This is a genomic window from Bacillus sp. 2CMS4F, from assembly GCF_023161785.1.
In the GTDB taxonomy this organism is placed as follows: Bacteria; Bacillota; Bacilli; order Bacillales; family Bacillaceae; genus Bacillus; species Bacillus halotolerans.
The window spans coordinates 1-19876 of record NZ_JALNTO010000020.1; the positions used below are offsets into that span (position 1 = coordinate 1).

At 42.4% G+C, this 19876-nt stretch carries 22 protein-coding genes, 1 rRNA gene, 1 pseudogene and 2 other annotated features; all 24 genes and pseudogenes read left to right on the forward strand.

The features are described from left to right. Positions 1-75: ribosomal RNA gene (rrf, locus tag MTN95_RS21730) — 5S ribosomal RNA — on the forward strand; the annotation flags it as partial. Between the two features lie 244 nt (positions 76-319). Continuing rightward, the gene (gene ctsR, locus MTN95_RS19855) at positions 320-784 is read left to right on the forward strand and encodes a transcriptional regulator CtsR (protein ID WP_010332747.1); all 465 of its coding nucleotides are present in this window, start codon (positions 320-322) and stop codon (positions 782-784) included. A gap of 13 nt (positions 785-797) precedes the next feature. Further along, positions 798-1355: a protein-arginine kinase activator protein McsA gene (gene mcsA, locus MTN95_RS19860; RefSeq protein ID WP_103672506.1), complete on the forward strand. Its 558-nt coding sequence runs from the start codon at positions 798-800 to the stop codon at positions 1353-1355. Beyond that, positions 1355-2446, forward strand: coding sequence for a protein-arginine kinase McsB (gene mcsB / locus MTN95_RS19865; protein WP_059291687.1), 1092 nt, complete (start codon positions 1355-1357; stop codon positions 2444-2446). The genes mcsA and mcsB overlap by 1 nt, the downstream gene beginning before the upstream one ends. Then, complete coding sequence (gene clpC / locus MTN95_RS19870) at positions 2443-4875, forward strand: ATP-dependent protease ATP-binding subunit ClpC (RefSeq protein WP_010332750.1); 2433 nt, start codon at positions 2443-2445, stop codon at positions 4873-4875. Before mcsB ends, clpC begins: the two co-directional genes overlap by 4 nt. A gap of 91 nt (positions 4876-4966) precedes the next feature. Further along, the gene (radA, locus tag MTN95_RS19875; protein ID WP_248339798.1) at positions 4967-6343 is read left to right on the forward strand and encodes a DNA repair protein RadA; all 1377 of its coding nucleotides are present in this window, start codon (positions 4967-4969) and stop codon (positions 6341-6343) included. Between the two features lie 3 nt (positions 6344-6346). Further along, on the forward strand, positions 6347-7429 hold the full coding sequence (disA, locus tag MTN95_RS19880) for a DNA integrity scanning diadenylate cyclase DisA (RefSeq protein WP_003242042.1): 1083 nt from the start codon (positions 6347-6349) through the stop codon (positions 7427-7429). Positions 7430-7547: 118 nt separating this feature from the next. Further along, a complete protein-coding gene (locus MTN95_RS19885) occupies positions 7548-8648 on the forward strand; it encodes a PIN/TRAM domain-containing protein (protein ID WP_059291688.1) in 1101 nt (366 codons plus the stop codon). 14 nt (positions 8649-8662) lie between these two features. After that, entirely contained in the window at positions 8663-9361 is a 699-nt protein-coding gene (ispD, locus tag MTN95_RS19890) for a 2-C-methyl-D-erythritol 4-phosphate cytidylyltransferase (protein WP_105955688.1), read from the forward strand. After that, positions 9354-9830, forward strand: coding sequence for a 2-C-methyl-D-erythritol 2,4-cyclodiphosphate synthase (ispF, locus tag MTN95_RS19895; protein ID WP_105955687.1), 477 nt, complete (start codon positions 9354-9356; stop codon positions 9828-9830). The genes ispD and ispF overlap by 8 nt, the downstream gene beginning before the upstream one ends. Positions 9831-9918: 88 nt before the next feature. Continuing rightward, positions 9919-11370, forward strand: a complete 1452-nt coding sequence (gene gltX / locus MTN95_RS19900) for a glutamate--tRNA ligase (RefSeq protein ID WP_105955686.1) — start codon at positions 9919-9921, stop codon at positions 11368-11370. A gap of 2 nt (positions 11371-11372) precedes the next feature. After that, positions 11373-11603 (forward strand) — a binding site (T-box leader). An 80-nt stretch (positions 11604-11683) separates the two neighbouring features. Next, on the forward strand, positions 11684-12337 hold the full coding sequence (cysE, locus tag MTN95_RS19905; RefSeq protein ID WP_248339799.1) for a serine O-acetyltransferase: 654 nt from the start codon (positions 11684-11686) through the stop codon (positions 12335-12337). Continuing rightward, entirely contained in the window at positions 12334-13734 is a 1401-nt protein-coding gene (gene cysS, locus MTN95_RS19910; RefSeq protein WP_105955685.1) for a cysteine--tRNA ligase, read from the forward strand. Before cysE ends, cysS begins: the two co-directional genes overlap by 4 nt. Positions 13735-13737: 3 nt before the next feature. Beyond that, positions 13738-14170 (forward strand): annotated as a pseudogene (locus tag MTN95_RS19915) (mini-ribonuclease 3). Continuing rightward, positions 14154-14903: a 23S rRNA (guanosine(2251)-2'-O)-methyltransferase RlmB gene (gene rlmB, locus MTN95_RS19920; protein WP_059336713.1), complete on the forward strand. Its 750-nt coding sequence runs from the start codon at positions 14154-14156 to the stop codon at positions 14901-14903. Before MTN95_RS19915 ends, rlmB begins: the two are co-directional and overlap by 17 nt. A 6-nt stretch (positions 14904-14909) precedes the next feature. Next, a complete protein-coding gene (rae1, locus tag MTN95_RS19925; RefSeq protein WP_044153431.1) occupies positions 14910-15422 on the forward strand; it encodes a ribosome-dependent mRNA decay endonuclease Rae1/YacP in 513 nt (170 codons plus the stop codon). Positions 15423-15484: 62 nt separating this feature from the next. Continuing rightward, the gene (sigH, locus tag MTN95_RS19930; RefSeq protein WP_003225758.1) at positions 15485-16141 is read left to right on the forward strand and encodes an RNA polymerase sporulation sigma factor SigH; all 657 of its coding nucleotides are present in this window, start codon (positions 15485-15487) and stop codon (positions 16139-16141) included. Positions 16142-16233: 92 nt separating this feature from the next. After that, the gene (gene rpmG / locus MTN95_RS19935) at positions 16234-16383 is read left to right on the forward strand and encodes a 50S ribosomal protein L33 (RefSeq protein WP_003156421.1); all 150 of its coding nucleotides are present in this window, start codon (positions 16234-16236) and stop codon (positions 16381-16383) included. Positions 16384-16416: 33 nt separating this feature from the next. Then, a complete protein-coding gene (gene secE, locus MTN95_RS19940) occupies positions 16417-16596 on the forward strand; it encodes a preprotein translocase subunit SecE (protein ID WP_010327716.1) in 180 nt (59 codons plus the stop codon). A 183-nt stretch (positions 16597-16779) separates the two neighbouring features. Continuing rightward, positions 16780-17313 (forward strand): transcription termination/antitermination protein NusG, encoded by a 534-nt coding sequence (nusG, locus tag MTN95_RS19945; protein ID WP_003225764.1) that lies wholly within the window; start codon positions 16780-16782, stop codon positions 17311-17313. A 167-nt stretch (positions 17314-17480) separates the two neighbouring features. After that, positions 17481-17906 (forward strand): 50S ribosomal protein L11, encoded by a 426-nt coding sequence (gene rplK / locus MTN95_RS19950; RefSeq protein WP_003156430.1) that lies wholly within the window; start codon positions 17481-17483, stop codon positions 17904-17906. Between the two features lie 94 nt (positions 17907-18000). Next, positions 18001-18699, forward strand: a complete 699-nt coding sequence (rplA, locus tag MTN95_RS19955; RefSeq protein WP_003225765.1) for a 50S ribosomal protein L1 — start codon at positions 18001-18003, stop codon at positions 18697-18699. Between the two features lie 47 nt (positions 18700-18746). Further along, positions 18747-18886, forward strand: a sequence feature (ribosomal protein L10 leader region). A gap of 64 nt (positions 18887-18950) precedes the next feature. Then, entirely contained in the window at positions 18951-19451 is a 501-nt protein-coding gene (gene rplJ, locus MTN95_RS19960; RefSeq protein WP_044153425.1) for a 50S ribosomal protein L10, read from the forward strand. A 43-nt stretch (positions 19452-19494) separates the two neighbouring features. After that, a complete protein-coding gene (gene rplL / locus MTN95_RS19965; RefSeq protein ID WP_003156436.1) occupies positions 19495-19866 on the forward strand; it encodes a 50S ribosomal protein L7/L12 in 372 nt (123 codons plus the stop codon). Positions 19867-19876: the final 10 nt, after the last annotated feature.

Genomic DNA, 19876 nt, shown 5'->3' on the forward strand with positions numbered 1-19876 from the left:
GAACACGGAAGTTAAGCTCTTCAGCGCCGATGGTAGTCGGGGGTTTCCCCCTGTGAGAGTAGGACGCCGCCAAGCAATTAACAAAAGGGCAGCTCATATGAGCTGCCCTTTTTTGCGTTCTGCTTATTGGTATCATAAAATTTCATTTAGTTATATAATATAATAACTTCACAGATAAATTTTAAGTGAATAATCAGGTTTTATGGATTTAGAAAATGGAAATACTTAAGATAGAGCGAGAAAGTTGAAAATTCTCGAAAAACACCTTATAGTAAGATTAAAGTCAAATATAGTCAAAGTCAATAAAGGAGGGGGTTGAGTGGGACATAATATTTCTGACATCATTGAACAGTACTTGAAACAAGTGTTAGATCAAAATGGCAAGGAAATTTTAGAAATTAAACGTAGTGAAATTGCAGATAAATTTCAATGTGTTCCTTCCCAAATAAATTATGTCATCAACACCAGATTTACAAGCGAGAGAGGATATATTGTTGAGAGCAAACGCGGGGGCGGCGGTTATATCAGAATCATTAAAATTAAAATGAATAATGAAGTTGTCCTAATCAATAATATTATTTCTCAAATTAATACCCATTTGTCTCAAGCAGCCTCTGATGACATTATTTTAAGGCTATTAGAAGACAAGGTGATCTCTGAAAGAGAAGCAAAAATGATGGTCAGCGTGATGGATCGCTCAGTACTGTACATTGATTTGCCTGAACGTGATGAATTAAGAGCGAGAATGATGAAAGCTATGCTGACCGCTTTAAAATTAAAATAAGCGGGTGAAAAGATTGATTTGTCAAGAGTGCAATGAGAGACCAGCCACTTTTCACTTTACAAAGGTTGTTAACGGAGAGAAAAAAGAGGTTCACATCTGCGAACAATGTGCAAAAGAACATAGCGATTCATATGGTATAAGTGCAAGTCATGGTTTCTCTATTCATAATTTACTATCAGGTTTACTGAACATGGATTCTTCATTTCAGAATGCTGGAACACAAATGTTCAGCCATTCCGAGCAAATATCTGCTTGTCCGAAGTGCGGAATGACATTTCAGCAATTTAGAAAAACTGGTCGATTTGGCTGTGCCGAATGTTATAAAACATTTCATAGCAACATTACACCGATCTTACGCAAAGTTCACAGCGGAAACACTGTGCATGGCGGGAAAATACCGAAACGTATAGGCGGCAACCTGCATGTCAGACGACAGATCGATATGCTGAAAAAAGAATTAGAAGCTTTAATACAACAAGAAGAATTTGAAAATGCAGCCCATGTGAGAGATCAAATTCGTTCATTAGAACAGTCACTCAAAAGTACAGATAGTGAGGAGGAACAGGGGTAATGTCGCTAAAGCATTTTATTCAGGACGCATTAAGCAGTTGGATGAAGCAGAAAGGCCCTGAAAGTGACATTGTACTCAGCAGCCGCATACGTTTAGCTAGGAACTTTGAAAATATTCGGTTCCCTACGCGATATTCCAATGAAGAAGCCTCATCCATCTTACAACAGTTTGAAGAACAGTTTTCAGAACAAGAAATTCCCGGTGTCGGCAAATTCCTTTTGATCAGAATGAACGACGCACAGCCTTTAGAAAAACGGGTGCTTGTTGAAAAGCATCTCATCAGCCCTAATTTGACAGAGTCTCCTTTTGGCGGCTGTTTGCTTTCTGAAAATGAAGAAGTAAGCGTCATGTTGAATGAGGAGGACCACATAAGAATTCAGTGTCTTTTCCCAGGTTTTCAGCTTCCGCAAGCAATGAAAGCCGCAAACCAAGTTGATGACTGGATTGAGGAAAAGGTTGATTATGCATTTAGTGAGCAAAGGGGTTACTTAACCAGCTGTCCTACAAATGTAGGTACGGGCTTAAGGGCTTCAGTCATGATGCATCTTCCGGCACTTGTTTTAACTAGGCAAATAAATCGAATTATACCGGCTATTAATCAATTAGGCTTAGTTGTTAGAGGGATTTATGGGGAAGGCAGCGAAGCAGTAGGAAATATCTTTCAAATTTCAAATCAAATCACGCTTGGAAAGTCTGAGCAGGATATTGTCGATGACCTTAACAGTGTAGCTGCCCAGCTGATTGAACAGGAACGATCTGCCCGAGAAGCGCTTTACCAAACCTCTAAGATTGAGCTTGAGGATCGTGTGTATCGATCCTATGGAGTCTTGTCCAATTGCCGAATGATAGAATCGAAAGAAACTGCAAAGTGTCTTTCAGATGTTCGGTTGGGTATAGACCTAGGCATTATAAAAGGACTTTCAAGCAATATACTTAATGAACTGATGATTTTAACACAGCCGGGATTTTTACAGCAGTACTCGGGAGGCGCTTTGCGTCCGAACGAAAGAGATATACGAAGAGCGGCTCTTATCAGAGAACGGCTTCACTTAGAAATGAATGGGAATAGACAGGAGGATGAATCGATATGATGTTTGGAAGATTTACAGAACGAGCTCAAAAGGTACTGGCGCTTGCACAGGAAGAAGCACTTCGTTTAGGTCATAATAATATCGGCACTGAGCATATTTTATTAGGACTGGTGCGAGAAGGAGAGGGCATCGCTGCTAAAGCACTTCAAGCGCTTGGACTTGGTTCAGATAAAATCCAAAAAGAAGTTGAGAGCTTAATTGGGCGCGGACAGGAAATGTCTCAAACGATTCATTATACTCCGAGAGCTAAAAAAGTCATTGAGCTATCAATGGATGAGGCCAGAAAACTCGGCCATTCTTATGTGGGAACAGAGCATATTCTTCTTGGACTTATTCGCGAAGGTGAAGGTGTGGCTGCGAGAGTGCTTAACAATCTCGGAGTCAGCTTAAATAAAGCAAGACAGCAAGTGCTTCAGCTTCTTGGAAGTAATGAAACAGGTTCATCAGCGGCTGGAACAAACAGCAATGCGAATACGCCTACACTAGATAGCCTGGCAAGAGATTTAACAGCGATTGCGAAGGAAGACAGCCTTGATCCGGTTATCGGCAGAAGCAAAGAAATTCAGCGTGTCATTGAAGTGCTGAGCCGCAGAACGAAAAACAATCCTGTTCTGATTGGGGAACCGGGCGTAGGGAAAACGGCTATCGCAGAAGGTCTTGCACAGCAAATTATCAATAATGAAGTTCCTGAAATTTTACGGGATAAACGCGTTATGACATTAGACATGGGAACAGTTGTTGCCGGTACAAAATATCGCGGTGAATTTGAGGATCGTTTGAAGAAAGTTATGGATGAAATCCGTCAGGCCGGAAACATCATTCTATTCATTGATGAGCTCCATACACTAATCGGAGCGGGCGGAGCAGAAGGTGCCATTGATGCATCCAACATTTTGAAACCTTCACTTGCTCGCGGAGAACTTCAGTGCATCGGTGCGACAACTCTTGATGAGTACCGTAAATATATTGAAAAAGATGCAGCTCTGGAACGCCGTTTTCAGCCAATCCAGGTTGATCAGCCGTCTGTAGACGAAAGCATTCAAATCCTAAAAGGCTTGCGTGACCGATATGAAGCCCACCACCGCGTTTCTATCACTGACGAAGCCATTGAGGCTGCGGTTAAGCTTTCTGACAGATATATCTCTGACCGTTTCCTTCCGGATAAAGCTATTGACTTGATCGATGAAGCGGGTTCCAAGGTCAGATTGCGTTCCTTTACAACGCCTCCTAATTTAAAAGAGCTTGAACAGAAACTTGATGAAGTACGAAAAGAGAAGGATGCTGCGGTGCAAAGCCAAGAATTTGAAAAAGCGGCTTCCTTGCGTGATACGGAACAGCGTTTGCGTGAGCAAGTGGAAGATACGAAAAAATCATGGAAAGAGAAGCAGGGACAGGAAAACTCAGAGGTTTCTGTGGATGATATTGCGATGGTTGTATCCAGCTGGACTGGGGTGCCTGTATCAAAAATCGCTCAAACTGAAACTGATAAGCTTCTTAATATGGAGAGCATTCTTCATTCCCGTGTCATCGGCCAAGATGAAGCTGTTGTAGCCGTTGCTAAAGCGGTCAGACGTGCAAGAGCAGGGCTAAAAGACCCTAAACGCCCAATCGGCTCATTCATTTTCTTAGGCCCTACAGGTGTAGGTAAAACGGAGCTTGCACGGGCACTTGCTGAGTCTATCTTCGGTGATGAAGAAGCCATGATCAGAATTGATATGTCTGAATACATGGAAAAACACTCGACTTCTAGACTTGTAGGTTCACCTCCAGGGTATGTGGGATACGATGAGGGCGGCCAATTAACAGAGAAGGTAAGAAGAAAACCATACTCTGTTGTGCTTCTTGATGAAATTGAGAAAGCGCACCCTGACGTCTTCAATATCCTCCTTCAAGTTCTTGAAGACGGACGATTGACTGATTCTAAAGGCCGTACAGTTGATTTCCGCAACACGATTCTGATCATGACGTCAAACGTCGGAGCAAGTGAGCTGAAACGCAACAAATATGTCGGCTTCAACGTTCAGGATGAGACGCAAAATCATAAAGACATGAAGGATAAAGTGATGGGTGAGCTGAAACGTGCGTTCAGACCGGAATTCATCAACCGTATTGATGAAATTATCGTCTTCCATTCACTCGAGAAAAAACATCTGGCTGAAATCGTGTCATTGATGTCTGATCAATTAACGAAACGTCTTAAAGAACAGGACCTTTCTATTGAATTGACGGAAGCTGCGAAAGCAAAAGTCGCGGAAGAGGGCGTAGACCTTGAATACGGTGCCCGCCCGCTCAGAAGAGCCATTCAAAAACATGTGGAGGACCGATTATCTGAAGAGCTGCTCAGAGGTAACATTCATAAAGGACACCATATCGTTCTTGATGTAGAAGATGGCGAATTTGTCGTAAAAACGACTGCTAAAACGAATTAATATAGAAGACGAAAATGAGGCATACAGCATGTAAGTGTATGCCTCAATTTCGTATCAAGAAATAGAACAAGGGAGAGGTCTTACACTATTTATGGCTAAAACAAAATCCAAATTCATCTGCCAATCCTGCGGCTACGAGTCTCCAAAATGGATGGGGAAATGTCCGGGCTGCGGTGCTTGGAATACAATGGTGGAAGAAATGATTAAAAAAGCACCGGCCAATCGGAGAGCGGCTTTTTCTCATTCTGTTCAAACCGTTCGGAAACCTTCCCCCATAACATCAATCGAAACATCAGAAGAACCCCGGGTTAAAACACAGCTCGGCGAGTTTAACAGAGTGCTCGGCGGCGGTGTGGTGAAGGGCTCACTTGTTTTAATTGGCGGGGACCCAGGCATCGGAAAATCGACCTTATTACTGCAAGTATCCGCTCAGTTATCTGGTTCAACACGTCATGTTCTGTACATTTCAGGAGAAGAATCGGTAAAACAAACGAAATTAAGAGCAGACCGTCTGGGCATAAATAATCCCTCACTGCATGTTTTATCCGAAACCGATATGGAGTATATTTCGTCTGCTATAGAAGAGATGAATCCAGCGTTTGTGGTTGTTGACTCTATTCAAACGGTCTATCAAAGCGATATTACATCGGCTCCCGGCAGTGTGTCACAGGTAAGAGAGTGTACAGCCGAGCTGATGAAAATTGCAAAGACAAAAGGTATTCCGATATTTATTGTAGGTCACGTAACGAAAGAAGGGTCCATCGCGGGGCCGAGACTGCTGGAGCATATGGTTGACACTGTTTTATACTTTGAAGGAGAGCGTCACCATACTTTCCGAATCTTACGGGCTGTAAAAAACCGCTTTGGTTCTACAAACGAAATGGGTATTTTTGAAATGCGGGAAGAAGGGCTTACTGAGGTACTGAATCCTTCGGAAATCTTCTTAGAAGAGCGTTCGGCGGGATCTGCGGGGTCGAGCATAACGGCTTCTATGGAAGGCACAAGGCCGATTCTTGTTGAAATTCAGGCGCTCATCTCGCCAACAAGCTTTGGCAATCCGCGGCGCATGGCAACAGGGATAGATCATAACAGGGTGTCACTGTTAATGGCTGTGTTAGAAAAAAGAGTAGGTCTGCTGCTGCAAAATCAGGATGCATATTTGAAGGTAGCGGGCGGCGTCAAACTTGATGAACCTGCGATTGATCTTGCTATAGCGGTCAGTATCGCATCAAGCTTTAGAGACACACCTCCAAATCCTGCAGATTGCTTTATAGGAGAAGTGGGATTAACCGGAGAAGTCCGCCGGGTATCAAGAATTGAACAGCGTGTAAAAGAAGCGGCAAAGCTTGGTTTTAAACGCATGATCATACCTGCGGCAAATCTGGATGGATGGACGAAACCAAAAGGGATTGAGGTCATCGGAGTAGCAAATGTTGCAGAGGCACTTCGTACTTCATTAGGAGGATAATAGATGGAAAAAGAGAAAAAAGGGGCGAAACATGAGTTAGACCTGTCTTCTATTTTGCAATTTGTTGCTCCTGGAACACCGCTCAGAGCGGGGATAGAAAATGTACTGAGAGCAAATACAGGCGGTCTGATTGTTGTTGGATATAATGATAAAGTAAAAGAAGTGGTGGATGGCGGTTTCCACATTAACACTGCTTTTTCTCCGGCGCATTTATATGAACTGGCTAAAATGGATGGTGCGATTATTTTAAGTGATTCTGGTCAAAAGATCCTATATGCCAATACACAATTGATGCCTGAAGCCACAATTTCTTCGTCAGAAACAGGAATGAGGCACCGCACTGCCGAAAGAGTAGCTAAGCAAACCGGCTGTCTCGTTATCGCAATTTCTGAGAGAAGAAATGTCATAACGTTATATCAGGAAAGTATGAAGTATACACTAAAAGACATAGGATTTATTTTAACAAAAGCGAATCAAGCCATTCAAACTCTAGAAAAATATAAAACAATTCTGGATAAAACGATTAATGCACTAAACGCATTAGAGTTTGAGGAACTCGTTACATTCAGCGATGTTCTGTCTGTGATGCACCGTTATGAAATGGTGCTGCGAATCAAAAATGAAATCAACATGTATATCAGGGAACTGGGAACAGAAGGTCATTTGATTAAGCTGCAGGTCATCGAACTGATTACTGATATGGAAGAAGAGGCTGCTTTATTTATTAAGGATTATGTGAAAGAAAAGATTAAAGATCCATTTGTCCTTTTAAAAGAGCTGCAGGATATGTCCAGCTACGATTTGCTTGATGATTCCATTGTTTATAAGCTGCTTGGTTATCCGGCTTCTACAAATCTTGATGACTATGTTCTGCCTAGAGGATACAGGCTGCTAAATAAGATTCCGCGCCTTCCGATGCCGATTGTGGAGAATGTGGTGGAGGCATTTGGCGTTCTGCCGAGAATTATTGAGGCCAGCGCAGAAGAATTAGATGAAGTAGAGGGTATCGGTGAAGTACGAGCCCAAAAAATCAAAAAGGGCTTAAAACGCCTTCAAGAGAAGCATTATTTAGACAGACAGCTATGATTTTCGGTTAAAACCATATCTTTACGGGTATATTATTGTTGGTTTTTGTTTATTCTGATATTCGTAGGTGGCGTAAAACTTGTGAAATACAATAATTTTCTTTAAAGGAGGTGGGGGTATGTTAAAACGAATAGTTCAGGCGTTCTTCATTATCTTCGGCGGCGTTGTTGGTATATTTTTAATACCTGAATTGTTTGTACTGTTAAGTTTACAGGACATACCTTTAATAACAAACGCATATACGTCTGCGGCAATAGGTGCAATTATCTTTTTTCTCATCAGTATATGGGGTACAGATTACGTTGTGAACTGGGTTAAGTGGATAGAGGATTCATTATTAAAAGCGCCGGTTCCAGATTTGTTATTTGGAAGTCTTGGCTTAGTATTTGGACTTATAATTGCTTATCTTATCGTAAACGTTATTCCTTTAGACAATATACCTTACCGCATACTCAGCACAATCATCCCTGTGTTTTTAGCTTTCTTTCTCGGTTATCTTGGCTTTCAGGTGGGCTTTAAGAAAAAGGATGAATTGATCAGCCTATTCTCCATTTCCGCCAGAATGCAAAAGAAAAAAGGAACAGCTGACGAAGAGCATGAGGTCCAAGACAAAAAGCTGAAAATCCTGGACACAAGTGTTATTATTGATGGGAGAATTGCAGATATTTGTCAGACTGGTTTCTTAGAGGGAATTATCGTGATTCCGCAGTTTGTCCTTGAGGAATTGCAGCATATCGCTGACTCCTCAGATGTGTTAAAACGCAACAGAGGGCGCCGCGGTCTTGATATCCTGAACCGCATTCAAAAAGAATTAGATATTAAAGTTGAAATTTATGAAGGTGACTTTGAAGATATCCAGGAGGTTGACAGCAAGCTGGTCAAACTCGCTAAACTGACATCCGGAGTCGTTGTGACGAATGATTTTAATTTAAATAAAGTGTGCGAGCTTCAGAAGGTAGCAGTGTTAAACATTAATGATCTTGCCAACGCGGTCAAGCCTGTTGTGCTTCCGGGTGAGGAAATGAATGTTCAGGTCATTAAAGACGGCAAAGAGCATAATCAGGGAGTCGCTTACTTGGATGACGGCACTATGATTGTCGTTGAAGAAGGACGGAATTATATCGGAAAACACATTGATGTTCTCGTCACAAGCGTGCTGCAGACAGCAGCGGGACGAATGATTTTTGCCAAGCCTAAGCTGTTGGAGAAGGCGCTGTAAAGGGAGAAAGAACAATGAATTATGATGTGGTAATTCTTGCGGCCGGACAGGGGAAACGGATGAAGGCAGGGAGAAATAAACTGTTTATTGAGCTGAAAGGAGAACCGGTTATCATTCACACTTTACGGGTGTTTGACAGCCATCGTCCGTGCGGCAGAATCATTTTGGTGATTAACGAGCGCGAACGGGACGACTTTCAGCAATTGCTGAACCAATATCCGTTTCAAACCGCTATCGAGCTTGTAGCAGGCGGAGATGAACGCCAGCACAGTGTTTATAAGGGGCTCAAAGCCGTTAAACAAGAAAAGATTGTCCTCGTTCACGACGGCGCTCGTCCTTTTATAAAGCATGACCAGATTGACGAACTGATTGCTGAAGCGGAGCAGACCGGAGCGGCCATCCTGGCTGTTCCGGTAAAAGATACGATTAAACGCGTTCAAGATTTAGAAGTCAGTGAGACGATTGAACGTTCAAGCTTGTGGGCTGTCCAAACGCCACAAGCTTTTCGTCTTTCTTTATTGATGGAGGCTCACGCTGAGGCAGAGCGCAGAGGGTTTTTAGGAACGGATGACGCCAGTCTCGTCGAACAGCTGGAGGGCCGTTCGGTTCGTGTTGTAGAAGGTAACTATACAAATATTAAGCTGACGACTCCTGATGATTTAACGTCAGCTGAAGCTATCATGGAAGCAGAAAGTGGGAATAATCATGTTTAGAATCGGACAAGGTTTTGATGTGCACCAATTAGTAGAGGGCCGGCCTCTCATTATCGGCGGAGTTGAAATCCCGTATGAAAAAGGATTGCTCGGACATTCTGACGCGGATGTATTATTGCACACCGTTGCTGACGCATGTCTCGGAGCTGTCGGGGAGGGCGACATCGGCAAGCATTTCCCTGATACAGATCCGGAGTTCAAGGATGCTGATTCGTTTAAATTACTTCAGCATGTCTGGGGGCTTGTGAAACAGAAAGGGTATGTACTTGGAAATATTGACTGTACGATCATTGCACAGAAGCCGAAGATGGCGCCGTACATAGAAGACATGAGAAAAAGAATCGCTGAAGGGCTTGAGGCAGAGGTTTCCCAAGTGAATGTTAAAGCGACCACGACCGAAAAGCTTGGATTTACAGGAAGAGCGGAAGGAATAGCCGCTCAAGCCACAGTGCTGATACAAAAAGGCTAACTTGTTTTGATGCCCGGTCTATTTGGTGGTAGAATAGATGCATACATTTAGCCTGAGGCCATACATGAGATGAAAGGAAGTATTTGAAATGGGAAACGAAGTACGCGTCCGTTATGCACCGAGTCCAACAGGACATTTGCATATTGGAAATGCCAGAACGGCGCTTTTTAATTATTTATTTGCCCGCAGCCAAGGCGGCAAGTTTATTATCCGTGTTGAGGACACTGATAAAAAACGTAACATTGAGGGCGGAGAACAAAGCCAGCTCAACTATTTAAAATGGCTTGGCATCGACTGGGATGAGAGTGTGGATGTCGGCGGAGAGTACGGCCCATACCGTCAGTCCGAGCGTAACGATATCTATAAGGTTTACTATGAAGAGCTGCTTGAAAAAGGGCTTGCTTATAAATGTTTCTGTACAGAAGAAGAACTTGAAAAAGAACGTGAAGAGCAGATTGCCCGCGGAGAGATGCCGCGTTATTCCGGAAAGCACAGAGATCTGACTCAGGAAGAACAGGAAAAATTCCTTGCAGAGGGCAGAAAGCCGAGTATTCGTTTCCGTGTCCCTGAAGGAAAAATCATTGCGTTTAATGATATTGTAAAAGGTGAAATTTCTTTCGAATCTGATGGCATCGGCGACTTTGTTATTGTGAAAAAAGACGGAACGCCGACTTATAACTTTGCAGTAGCTGTGGATGACTATCTAATGAAAATGACGCACGTGCTGCGCGGTGAGGACCATATTTCGAATACACCAAAACAGATCATGATCTTTCAAGCGTTCGGCTGGGATATTCCTCAGTTCGGCCACATGACGTTGATTGTAAATGAAAGCCGTAAAAAGCTCAGCAAACGTGATGAATCGATTATTCAATTCATTGAGCAATATAAAGAGCTTGGCTACTTGCCGGAGGCGCTGTTCAACTTTATCGGCCTGCTGGGCTGGTCGCCGGTGGGAGAAGAAGAGCTTTTCACAAAAGAAGAGTTTATTGAAATTTTTGATGTAAATCGTTTATCTAAATCACCAGCTCTGTTTGATATGCATAAGCTGAAATGGGTCAACAACCAATATGTGAAAAAATTGGATCTTGATCAGGTTGTTGAGCTTACGCTCCCGCATCTTCAAAAAGCCGGCAAAGTTGGCAATGAACTATCTCCTGAAGAACAAGAATGGGTTCGCAAACTGATTTCTCTATATCATGAGCAATTGAGCTACGGTGCGGAAATTGTTGAGCTGACTGATTTGTTCTTTACGGATGAGATCGAGTATAATCAAGAAGCAAAAGCTGTTTTAGAAGAAGAACAGGTGCCTGAAGTGCTCAGCACATTCGCTGCGAAGCTTGAAGAGCTGGAGGAGTTCACTCCGGACCAGATCAAAGCTTCTATCAAAGCAGTACAAAAAGAAACAGGCCATAAAGGGAAAAAACTGTTTATGCCGATCCGTGTTGCTGTAACAGGCCAAACTCACGGTCCTGAGCTTCCGCAATCAATTGAACTGATCGGAAAAGAATCTGCAATTCAGCGGTTGAAAAATATCTAAATAGATGATTGTTGACAGGGAAGAGTATAAAGCTTTAGACCAATACAGAAAGGATCTTCATTGGCTGAGAGAGATCCAGGAGTCGGGTTTTAGAAGTGCGCCCTTAAGACCTTTGAAGAACGTTTTTTGAAATCAGTATTCAAAGGCGGCCGCCGCCGTTACAGGCTGAAGTTGGGAGAGCAGGAGTCTGCTTTTCAAACAGAGTGGAACCGCGCGGTCAAAGCGTCTCTGTCATGTTTACATGCAGAGGCGCTTTTTTTATTGGGTCTAGAGGAAATAGATAGATGATAGCGGGTAGAATGGGGGGAAGCATGTGTTTTTTAAAATGCTCAAAGAAGACATTGGTACGGTGTTCGATCAAGATCCTGCAGCACGAAGTTATTTTGAAGTGATTTTAACTTATTCCGGTTTACATGCTATATGGGCGCATCGGATTGCACATGCTTTATATAAACGAAAATTTTATTTCCTTGCACGCCTTATATCTCAGGTGAGCCGATTTTTTACAGGAATTGAAATCCACCCAGGGGCTACGATCGGAAGAAGATTTTTCATAGACCATGGGATGGGGGTTGTCATTGGGGAGACATGTGAAATCGGCAATAACGTAACCGTTTTTCAGGGGGTTACCCTTGGAGGAACGGGGAAAGAAAGGGGCAAAAGGCATCCGACAATTAAAGATGACGCATTGATAGCGACAGGTGCTAAAGTGCTCGGTTCAATAACTGTCGGTGAAGGCTCTAAAATAGGGGCTGGTTCAGTTGTGCTCCACGATGTTCCGGACTACTCTACAGTTGTCGGCATCCCGGGAAGGGTTGTCGTGCAAAACGGCAAGAAAATCAAACGGGATTTAAACCATCAGGATTTACCCGATCCGGTTGCTGACCGGTTTAAGTCTTTGGAACAGCAGATTTTAGAGCTGAAGACGGAACTTGAAGACAGAAAAGAAAGGATTAATCAAAAATGACAATCACTCTTTATAATACATTGACTAGACAGAAGGAAACATTTGTTCCTCTTGAAGAGGGAAAAGTGAAAATGTACGTGTGCGGACCGACGGTTTACAATTATATTCATATTGGAAATGCCCGTCCGGCCATCGTTTATGACACGGTTCGAAACTATTTGGAGTATAAAGGCTACGATGTCCAATATGTCTCTAACTTCACAGATGTAGATGATAAATTAATTAAAGCAGCAAATGAACTTGGTGAAGATGTTCCGACCATTTCTGAGCGTTTTATTAAAGCATACTTTGAAGATGTAGGTGCGCTCGGCTGCCGAAAAGCCGACCTTCATCCGCGAGTGATGGAAAACATGGACGCGATTATTGATTTCATAGATCAGCTGGTGAAAAAGGGCTATGCTTATGAATCTGAAGGAGATGTTTATTTCAAAACAAGAGCATTTGAGGGATACGGAAAGCTCTCGCAGCAATCGATTGATGAATTGAGATCTGGCGCGCGCATCCGAGTTGGCGAGAAAAAAGAAGATGCTCTTGATTTCGCTCTGTGGAAAGCAGCTAAAGAAGGAGAAATCTCTTGGGATAGCCCTTGGGGGAAAGGACGTCCGGGCTGGCACATTGAATGCTCTGCGATGGTGAAAAAGTACTTAGGTGATCAAATTGATATCCATGCAGGCGGCCAGGATTTAACATTCCCTCACCATGAAAATGAAATTGCTCAATCAGAAGCACTGACTGGCAAAACATTTGCGAAATACTGGCTTCATAACGGCTATATCAATATCGATAATGAAAAAATGTCAAAATCACTCGGCAACTTTGTGCTTGTGCATGACATTATTAAACAGCATGATCCGCAGCTGCTCAGATTCTTTATGCTGTCTGTTCACTATCGTCACCCAATTAACTATTCAGAAGAGCTTCTGGAGAACACAAAGAGCGCGTTTAACCGGTTGAAAACAGCGTATAGCAACCTTCAGCACCGTTTAAACAGCAGCACAAATTTAACAGAAGATGATGATAAATGGCTTGCAAAGATTGAAGAACATCGAACAGCATTTGAAGAAGCAATGGATGATGATTTTAATACAGCGAATGCCATTTCTGTTTTATTCGATTTGGCGAAGAATGCGAACTATTATCTTCAGGAAGATCATACAGCAGATCACGTTATTACAGCGTTTATTGAGATGTTTGACCGAATTGTTTCTGTCCTCGGTTTCTCACTTGGTGAGCAGGAGCTTCTGGATCAAGAGATTGAAGATTTGATTGAAAAAAGAAATGAAGCGCGCCGCAATCGTGATTTTGCTCTGTCTGATCAGATCCGCGACCAGCTGAAAAGCATGAATATCATTCTTGAAGATACGGCTCAAGGCACTCGCTGGAAACGGGGAGAATAACGGATGCTTGATTTTGAAACGATAAAAGATTCAAAGCAGCTTAACGGCCTTGCGCTTGCTTATATAGGTGATGCCATTTTTGAAGTTTATGTGAGGCATCACCTGCTTAAGCAGGGATTTACCAAACCAAATGATCTTCACAAGAAATCAAGCCGGATCGTATCGGCAAAGTCACAGGCTGAGATCCTTTTCTTTCTGCGGAATCAATCATTTTTCACGGAAGAAGAGGAAGCGGTGCTGAAAAGAGGCAGAAATGCCAAGTCGGGAACGATTCCTAAAAATACAGATGTGCAGACGTACCGCTATAGTACAGCATTTGAAGCACTGCTGGGCTATCTTTTTCTTGAGAAAAAAGAAGAAAGACTGAATCAGCTTGTTGCTGAAGCTATACAATTCGGAACGGTCAGGGAGGAAAACAAATGAGTCAGCAACATGATTACGTCATAGGAAAAAATGCAGTGATCGAGACGTTAAAATCAGATCGCAAGCTGTATAAGCTGTGGATGGCGGAAAACACCGTAAAGGGACAAGCACAGCAGGTGATTGAGCTTGCGAAAAAGCAGGGCATCACCATTCAATACGTCCCTAGAAAAAAACTCGACCAAATGGTGACAGGGCAGCACCAAGGTGTAGTGGCGCAGGTCGCAGCGTATGAGTACGCGGAACTGGACGACTTATATAAAGCGGCAGAGGAAAGAAATGAACAGCCTTTCTTTCTCATTCTGGACGAGCTTGAGGACCCTCATAATCTCGGTTCAATTATGAGAACAGCTGATGCAGTCGGCGCCCATGGTATTGTGATTCCAAAACGCAGAGCTGTCGGTCTGACAACTACTGTAGCAAAGGCTTCAACAGGCGCAATTGAGCATATTCCAGTCGCAAAGGTCACCAATTTGGCGCGAACGCTAGAGGAAATGAAAGAGCGGGGAATCTGGGTTGTCGGAACGGATGCATCCGCGCGGGAGGATTACCGCACAATGGACGGCAGCATGCCTTTGGCTCTCGTCATCGGAAGTGAAGGAAAAGGAATGGGACGCCTGATTAAAGAAAAATGTGATTTTCTTATTAAACTCCCGATGGCAGGTAAAGTTACTTCACTCAATGCATCTGTAGCGGCGGGGCTTTTGATGTATGAAGTCTACCGGAAGCGAAACCCTCTGGGAGAATAATGATCAATGGATATCCTGTTAGTAGACGGATACAACATGATTGGAGCCTGGCCGCAGCTGAAGGATTTAAAAGCGAATAGTTTTGAAGAGGCGAGAGACGTACTGATTCAGAAAATGGCGGAATATCAATCGTATACAGGAAACAGGGTTATTGTCGTATTTGACGCGCATCTTGTGAAGGGAATTGAGAAAAAACAGACTAACCACAGAGTTGAAGTGATTTTCACAAAAGAAAATGAGACTGCGGATGAGCGGATAGAAAAGCTGGCACAGGATCTGAATAACATTGCGACTCAAATTCATGTTGCGACCTCTGACTACACTGAGCAGTGGGCGATTTTCGGACAAGGGGCATTGCGAAAATCGGCCCGGGAGCTCTTGAGAGAGGTAGAAGCGATAGAAAGGCGAATCGAAAGGCGGGTAAGAAAGATCACTTCCGAAAAGCCAGCGGGTAAAATTGCTTTATCGGAAGAGGTTTTGAAAACGTTTGAAAAATGGAGGAGGGGCGACCTAGATTAAGTTGACGCTTTTTTGTCCAGTAATGTATAATATTTCTATCTACGTGCGCCGGGGGGATCGGAGTGAATCTACAGAACAACAAGGGAAAATTCAACAAAGAGCAGTTTTGCCAGTTGGAGGACGAGCAGGTCATTGAAAAGGTTCATGTTGGGGACAGTGATGCGTTAGATTACTTGATTACGAAGTACCGAAACTTTGTTCGTGCAAAAGCAAGATCCTATTTTTTAATAGGTGCGGACAGAGAAGATATTGTTCAGGAAGGAATGATAGGCCTCTATAAGTCTATTCGTGACTTCAAAGAGGACAAGCTTACCTCTTTCAAAGCTTTCGCAGAATTATGTATTACCCGCCAAATTATTACCGCAATAAAGACAGCTACTCGCCAGAAACACATTCCTTTGAATTCCTACGTCTCATTAGATAAACCGATTTTTGATGAAGAATCAGATCGAACGCTGCTTGATGTCATTTCGGGAGCGAAAACGTTAAACCCAGAAGAAATGATTATCAATCAGGAAGAATTTGATGATATTGAAATGAAAATGGGAGAACTTTTAAGTGATTTAGAGAGAAAAGTACTTGTATTATATCTAGACGGAAGAAGCTACCAAGAGATTTCAGATGAGCTGAACCGCCATGTGAAATCGATCGATAACGCCCTTCAGCGAGTCAAACGCAAGCTGGAGAAGTACCTGGAAATTCGCGAGATCAGTTTGTAATAGGGATTTATGGTATATTGACAGTATTTTTCTGACTATGATATGTTACTTAAGATAAGAACTAATGTCTATTTAGAAAAAGGTGTAATGACATGAGAAAAAAGATTACGTTAGCATGCAAAACATGCGGAAACCGTAACTATACGACAATGAAGAGCTCTGCATCAGCGGCTGAGCGATTAGAAGTAAAGAAATACTGCAGTACTTGCAATTCACATACAGCTCATCTTGAAACAAAATAGTGTTTGCGCTTTTAAATTGTGGAGGTCTTTTACATGCGTATTATGAGATTCTTTAAAGATGTTGGGAAAGAAATGAAAAAGGTAAGCTGGCCTAAAGGAAAAGAGTTAACTCGCTATACCATCACGGTTATTTCAACAGTTATCTTTTTTATTATCTTTTTTGCCCTCCTTGACACAGGAATTTCTCAATTAATTCGTTTAATAGTTGAATAATGATCAGCAATACGTGCTATAATAGATCATAATATCACTTGCCAAAACCCGTTCAGCGGGTTTTTTATTGTGGGTTAAAAATGAAAGTTATCATAGGCTTACCGCCTATTTTTTGCATGAAGCGTTATGGTAGTACACTAAAACCAAATGCGGGGAGGGAAGGACTGGACAGTCCTGAAGAGAATGGAAAAGAATTGGTATGTTGTTCACACGTACTCTGGTTATGAGAACAAAGTAAAAGCCAACTTGGAAAAACGTGTTGAATCAATGGGGATGCAGGATAAGATTTTTCGTGTAGTCGTACCTGAAGAAGAAGAGACAGATATCAAAAACGGCAAGAAAAAAGTCGTTAAAAAGAAAGTATTCCCTGGTTACGTCCTTGTTGAAATCGTAATGACGGATGATTCTTGGTATGTTGTCCGCAATACACCAGGTGTTACTGGGTTCGTAGGTTCTGCCGGCTCTGGTTCAAAACCGACGCCGCTTCTTCCTGGCGAAGCAGAAACCATTCTGAAGAGAATGGGTATGGACGAACGCAAAACTGACATTGACTTTGAATTAAAAGAGACAGTGAAAGTGATAGACGGACCTTTTGCCAACTTTACGGGATCAATTGAAGAGATTGACTACGATAAAAGCAAGGTTAAAGTTTTCGTTAATATGTTCGGCCGTGAAACGCCGGTTGAGCTGGAATTTACCCAGATCGACAAATTGTAATGTGAAAAAACTTGAAATTGCTATATATAAATGATAATATAGCAAAGGTACGTCTTGGACTTATCCAAGGCAGCTAGCTTGATATTTCGTCATTCATATAAAGAATGAAACCTTGAGTGGGAGGGTTTACCCTATTACCACATCACGGACTTAAGGAGGTGTGTCTCGTGGCTAAAAAAGTAGTAAAAGTTGTAAAATTGCAAATTCCTGCTGGAAAAGCTAACCCAGCGCCGCCAGTTGGACCTGCACTAGGTCAAGCCGGTGTTAATATCATGGGATTCTGTAAGGAGTTTAACGCTCGTACAGCTGACCAAGCTGGTTTAATCATTCCTGTTGAAATTTCGGTTTACGAAGACCGTTCATTTACATTTATTACAAAAACTCCGCCTGCTGCAGTATTGCTTAAAAAAGCAGCTGGAATTGAGTCTGGTTCTGGTGAACCAAACCGTAATAAAGTGGCAACCGTTAAGCGCGATAAAGTACGCGAAATCGCTGAAACGAAAATGCCTGACTTAAACGCAGCAGACGTTGAAGCGGCAATGCGCATGGTTGAAGGTACTGCACGCAGTATGGGTATTGTAATCGAGGATTAATTTGTTTCTTGTCGGGTTGCGAGTTTTCACAAGTTCGCAACCCTTATTCGTGGGAGGTTATTCCGCTATAACCACATAAGGAGGAAATTTTAAAATGGCTAAAAAAGGTAAAAAGTACGCAGAAGCTGCTAAGCTTGTAGATCGTGCGAAAGCTTACGATGTTTCTGAAGCAGTAGCTCTCGTTAAAAAAACAAACACAGCTAAATTCGACGCTACAGTTGAAGTTGCATTCCGTCTAGGGGTTGACCCTCGTAAAAACGACCAGCAAATCCGCGGAGCAGTTGTGCTTCCAAACGGAACTGGTAAAACTCAGCGCGTTCTCGTTTTCGCAAAAGGCGAAAAAGCGAAAGAAGCTGAAGCTGCTGGTGCAGATTACGTTGGAGATACTGACTACATCAACAAAATTCAACAAGGCTGGTTCGATTTCGATGTAATCGTAGCTACACCTGACATGATGGGTGAAGTTGGTAAAATCGGTCGTGTACTTGGACCAAAAGGTTTAATGCCAAACCCTAAAACTGGTACAGTTACTTTTGAAGTTGAAAAAGCAATCGGCGAAATCAAAGCTGGTAAAGTTGAATACCGCGTTGATAAAGCTGGAAACATCCATGTTCCTATCGGTAAAGTTTCTTTCGAGGATGAAAAACTTGTTGAGAACTTCACAACAATGTATGATACAATCCTGAAAGCAAAACCTGCTGCAGCAAAAGGTGTTTACGTGAAAAACGTTGCTGTAACTTCTACTATGGGACCTGGTGTCAAAGTAGACGCTTCAACTTTCAACGTAAAATAATATTGACATGAATTCAACATTCTGATATGATTCAAAATGTTGTAAAATATAATATATCATTTATACCGTAGACAGTAGGGGCTTAACGGCTTAATATCCTACCGAGGTGTATATTATCACAGCTATTACGTTACGTATGCTTGTATATACAGCCTCCATGTCTCATGGAGGCTTTTTATATGGAATCCGTTTCTCAGTCGTGATCACCTAACGGTATAAGTGTTACACAAGAATCTACAGGAGGTGTAACCATGAGCAGCGCAATTGAAACAAAAAAAGTTGTTGTTGAAGAAATTGCTTCTAAATTAAAAGAAAGCAAATCAACGATCATCGTTGATTACCGCGGACTTAACGTTTCTGAAGTAACAGAACTTCGTAAACAGCTTCGTGAAGCTAACGTTGAGTTCAAAGTTTACAAAAACACAATGACTCGCCGTGCGGTTGAACAAGCTGAACTTGATGGTTTGAATGATGTCTTAACTGGACCGAATGCAATTGCATTCAGTACTGAGGATGTTGTCGCTCCAGCTAAAGTTCTTAACGAGTTTGCTAAACAGCATGAAGCTCTTGAAATCAAAGCTGGCGTTATCGAAGGTAAAGTTTCTACTGTTGAAGAAGTGAAAGCTCTTGCTGAACTTCCATCACGCGAAGGCTTGCTTTCTATGTTGCTTAGCGTACTTCAAGCTCCAGTTCGCAACCTTGCTCTTGCTGCAAAAGCTGTGGCAGATCAAAAGGAAGAACAAGGCGCTTAATCTAATCAGTTTTTAAAAATCAAAACAAATGGAGGAATTACAAATGGCTTTAAATATCGAAGAAATCATTGCTTCCGTTAAAGAAGCAACTGTACTTGAATTGAACGACCTAGTAAAAGCAATCGAAGAAGAATTTGGCGTAACTGCTGCTGCTCCTGTAGCTGTAGCTGGCGGAGCTGCTGCAGGCGGAGCTGCTGAAGAGCAAAGCGAATTCGACCTTATCCTTGCTGGTGCAGGTTCTCAAAAAATCAAAGTTATCAAAGTTGTACGTGAAATCACTGGTCTTGGCTTGAAAGAAGCTAAAGAACTTGTTGACAACACTCCAAAACCACTTAAAGAAGGTATTGCTAAAGAAGAAGCTGAAGAGCTTAAAGCTAAACTTGAAGAAGTTGGCGCTTCTGTAGAAGTTAAGTAATCTTCACTTG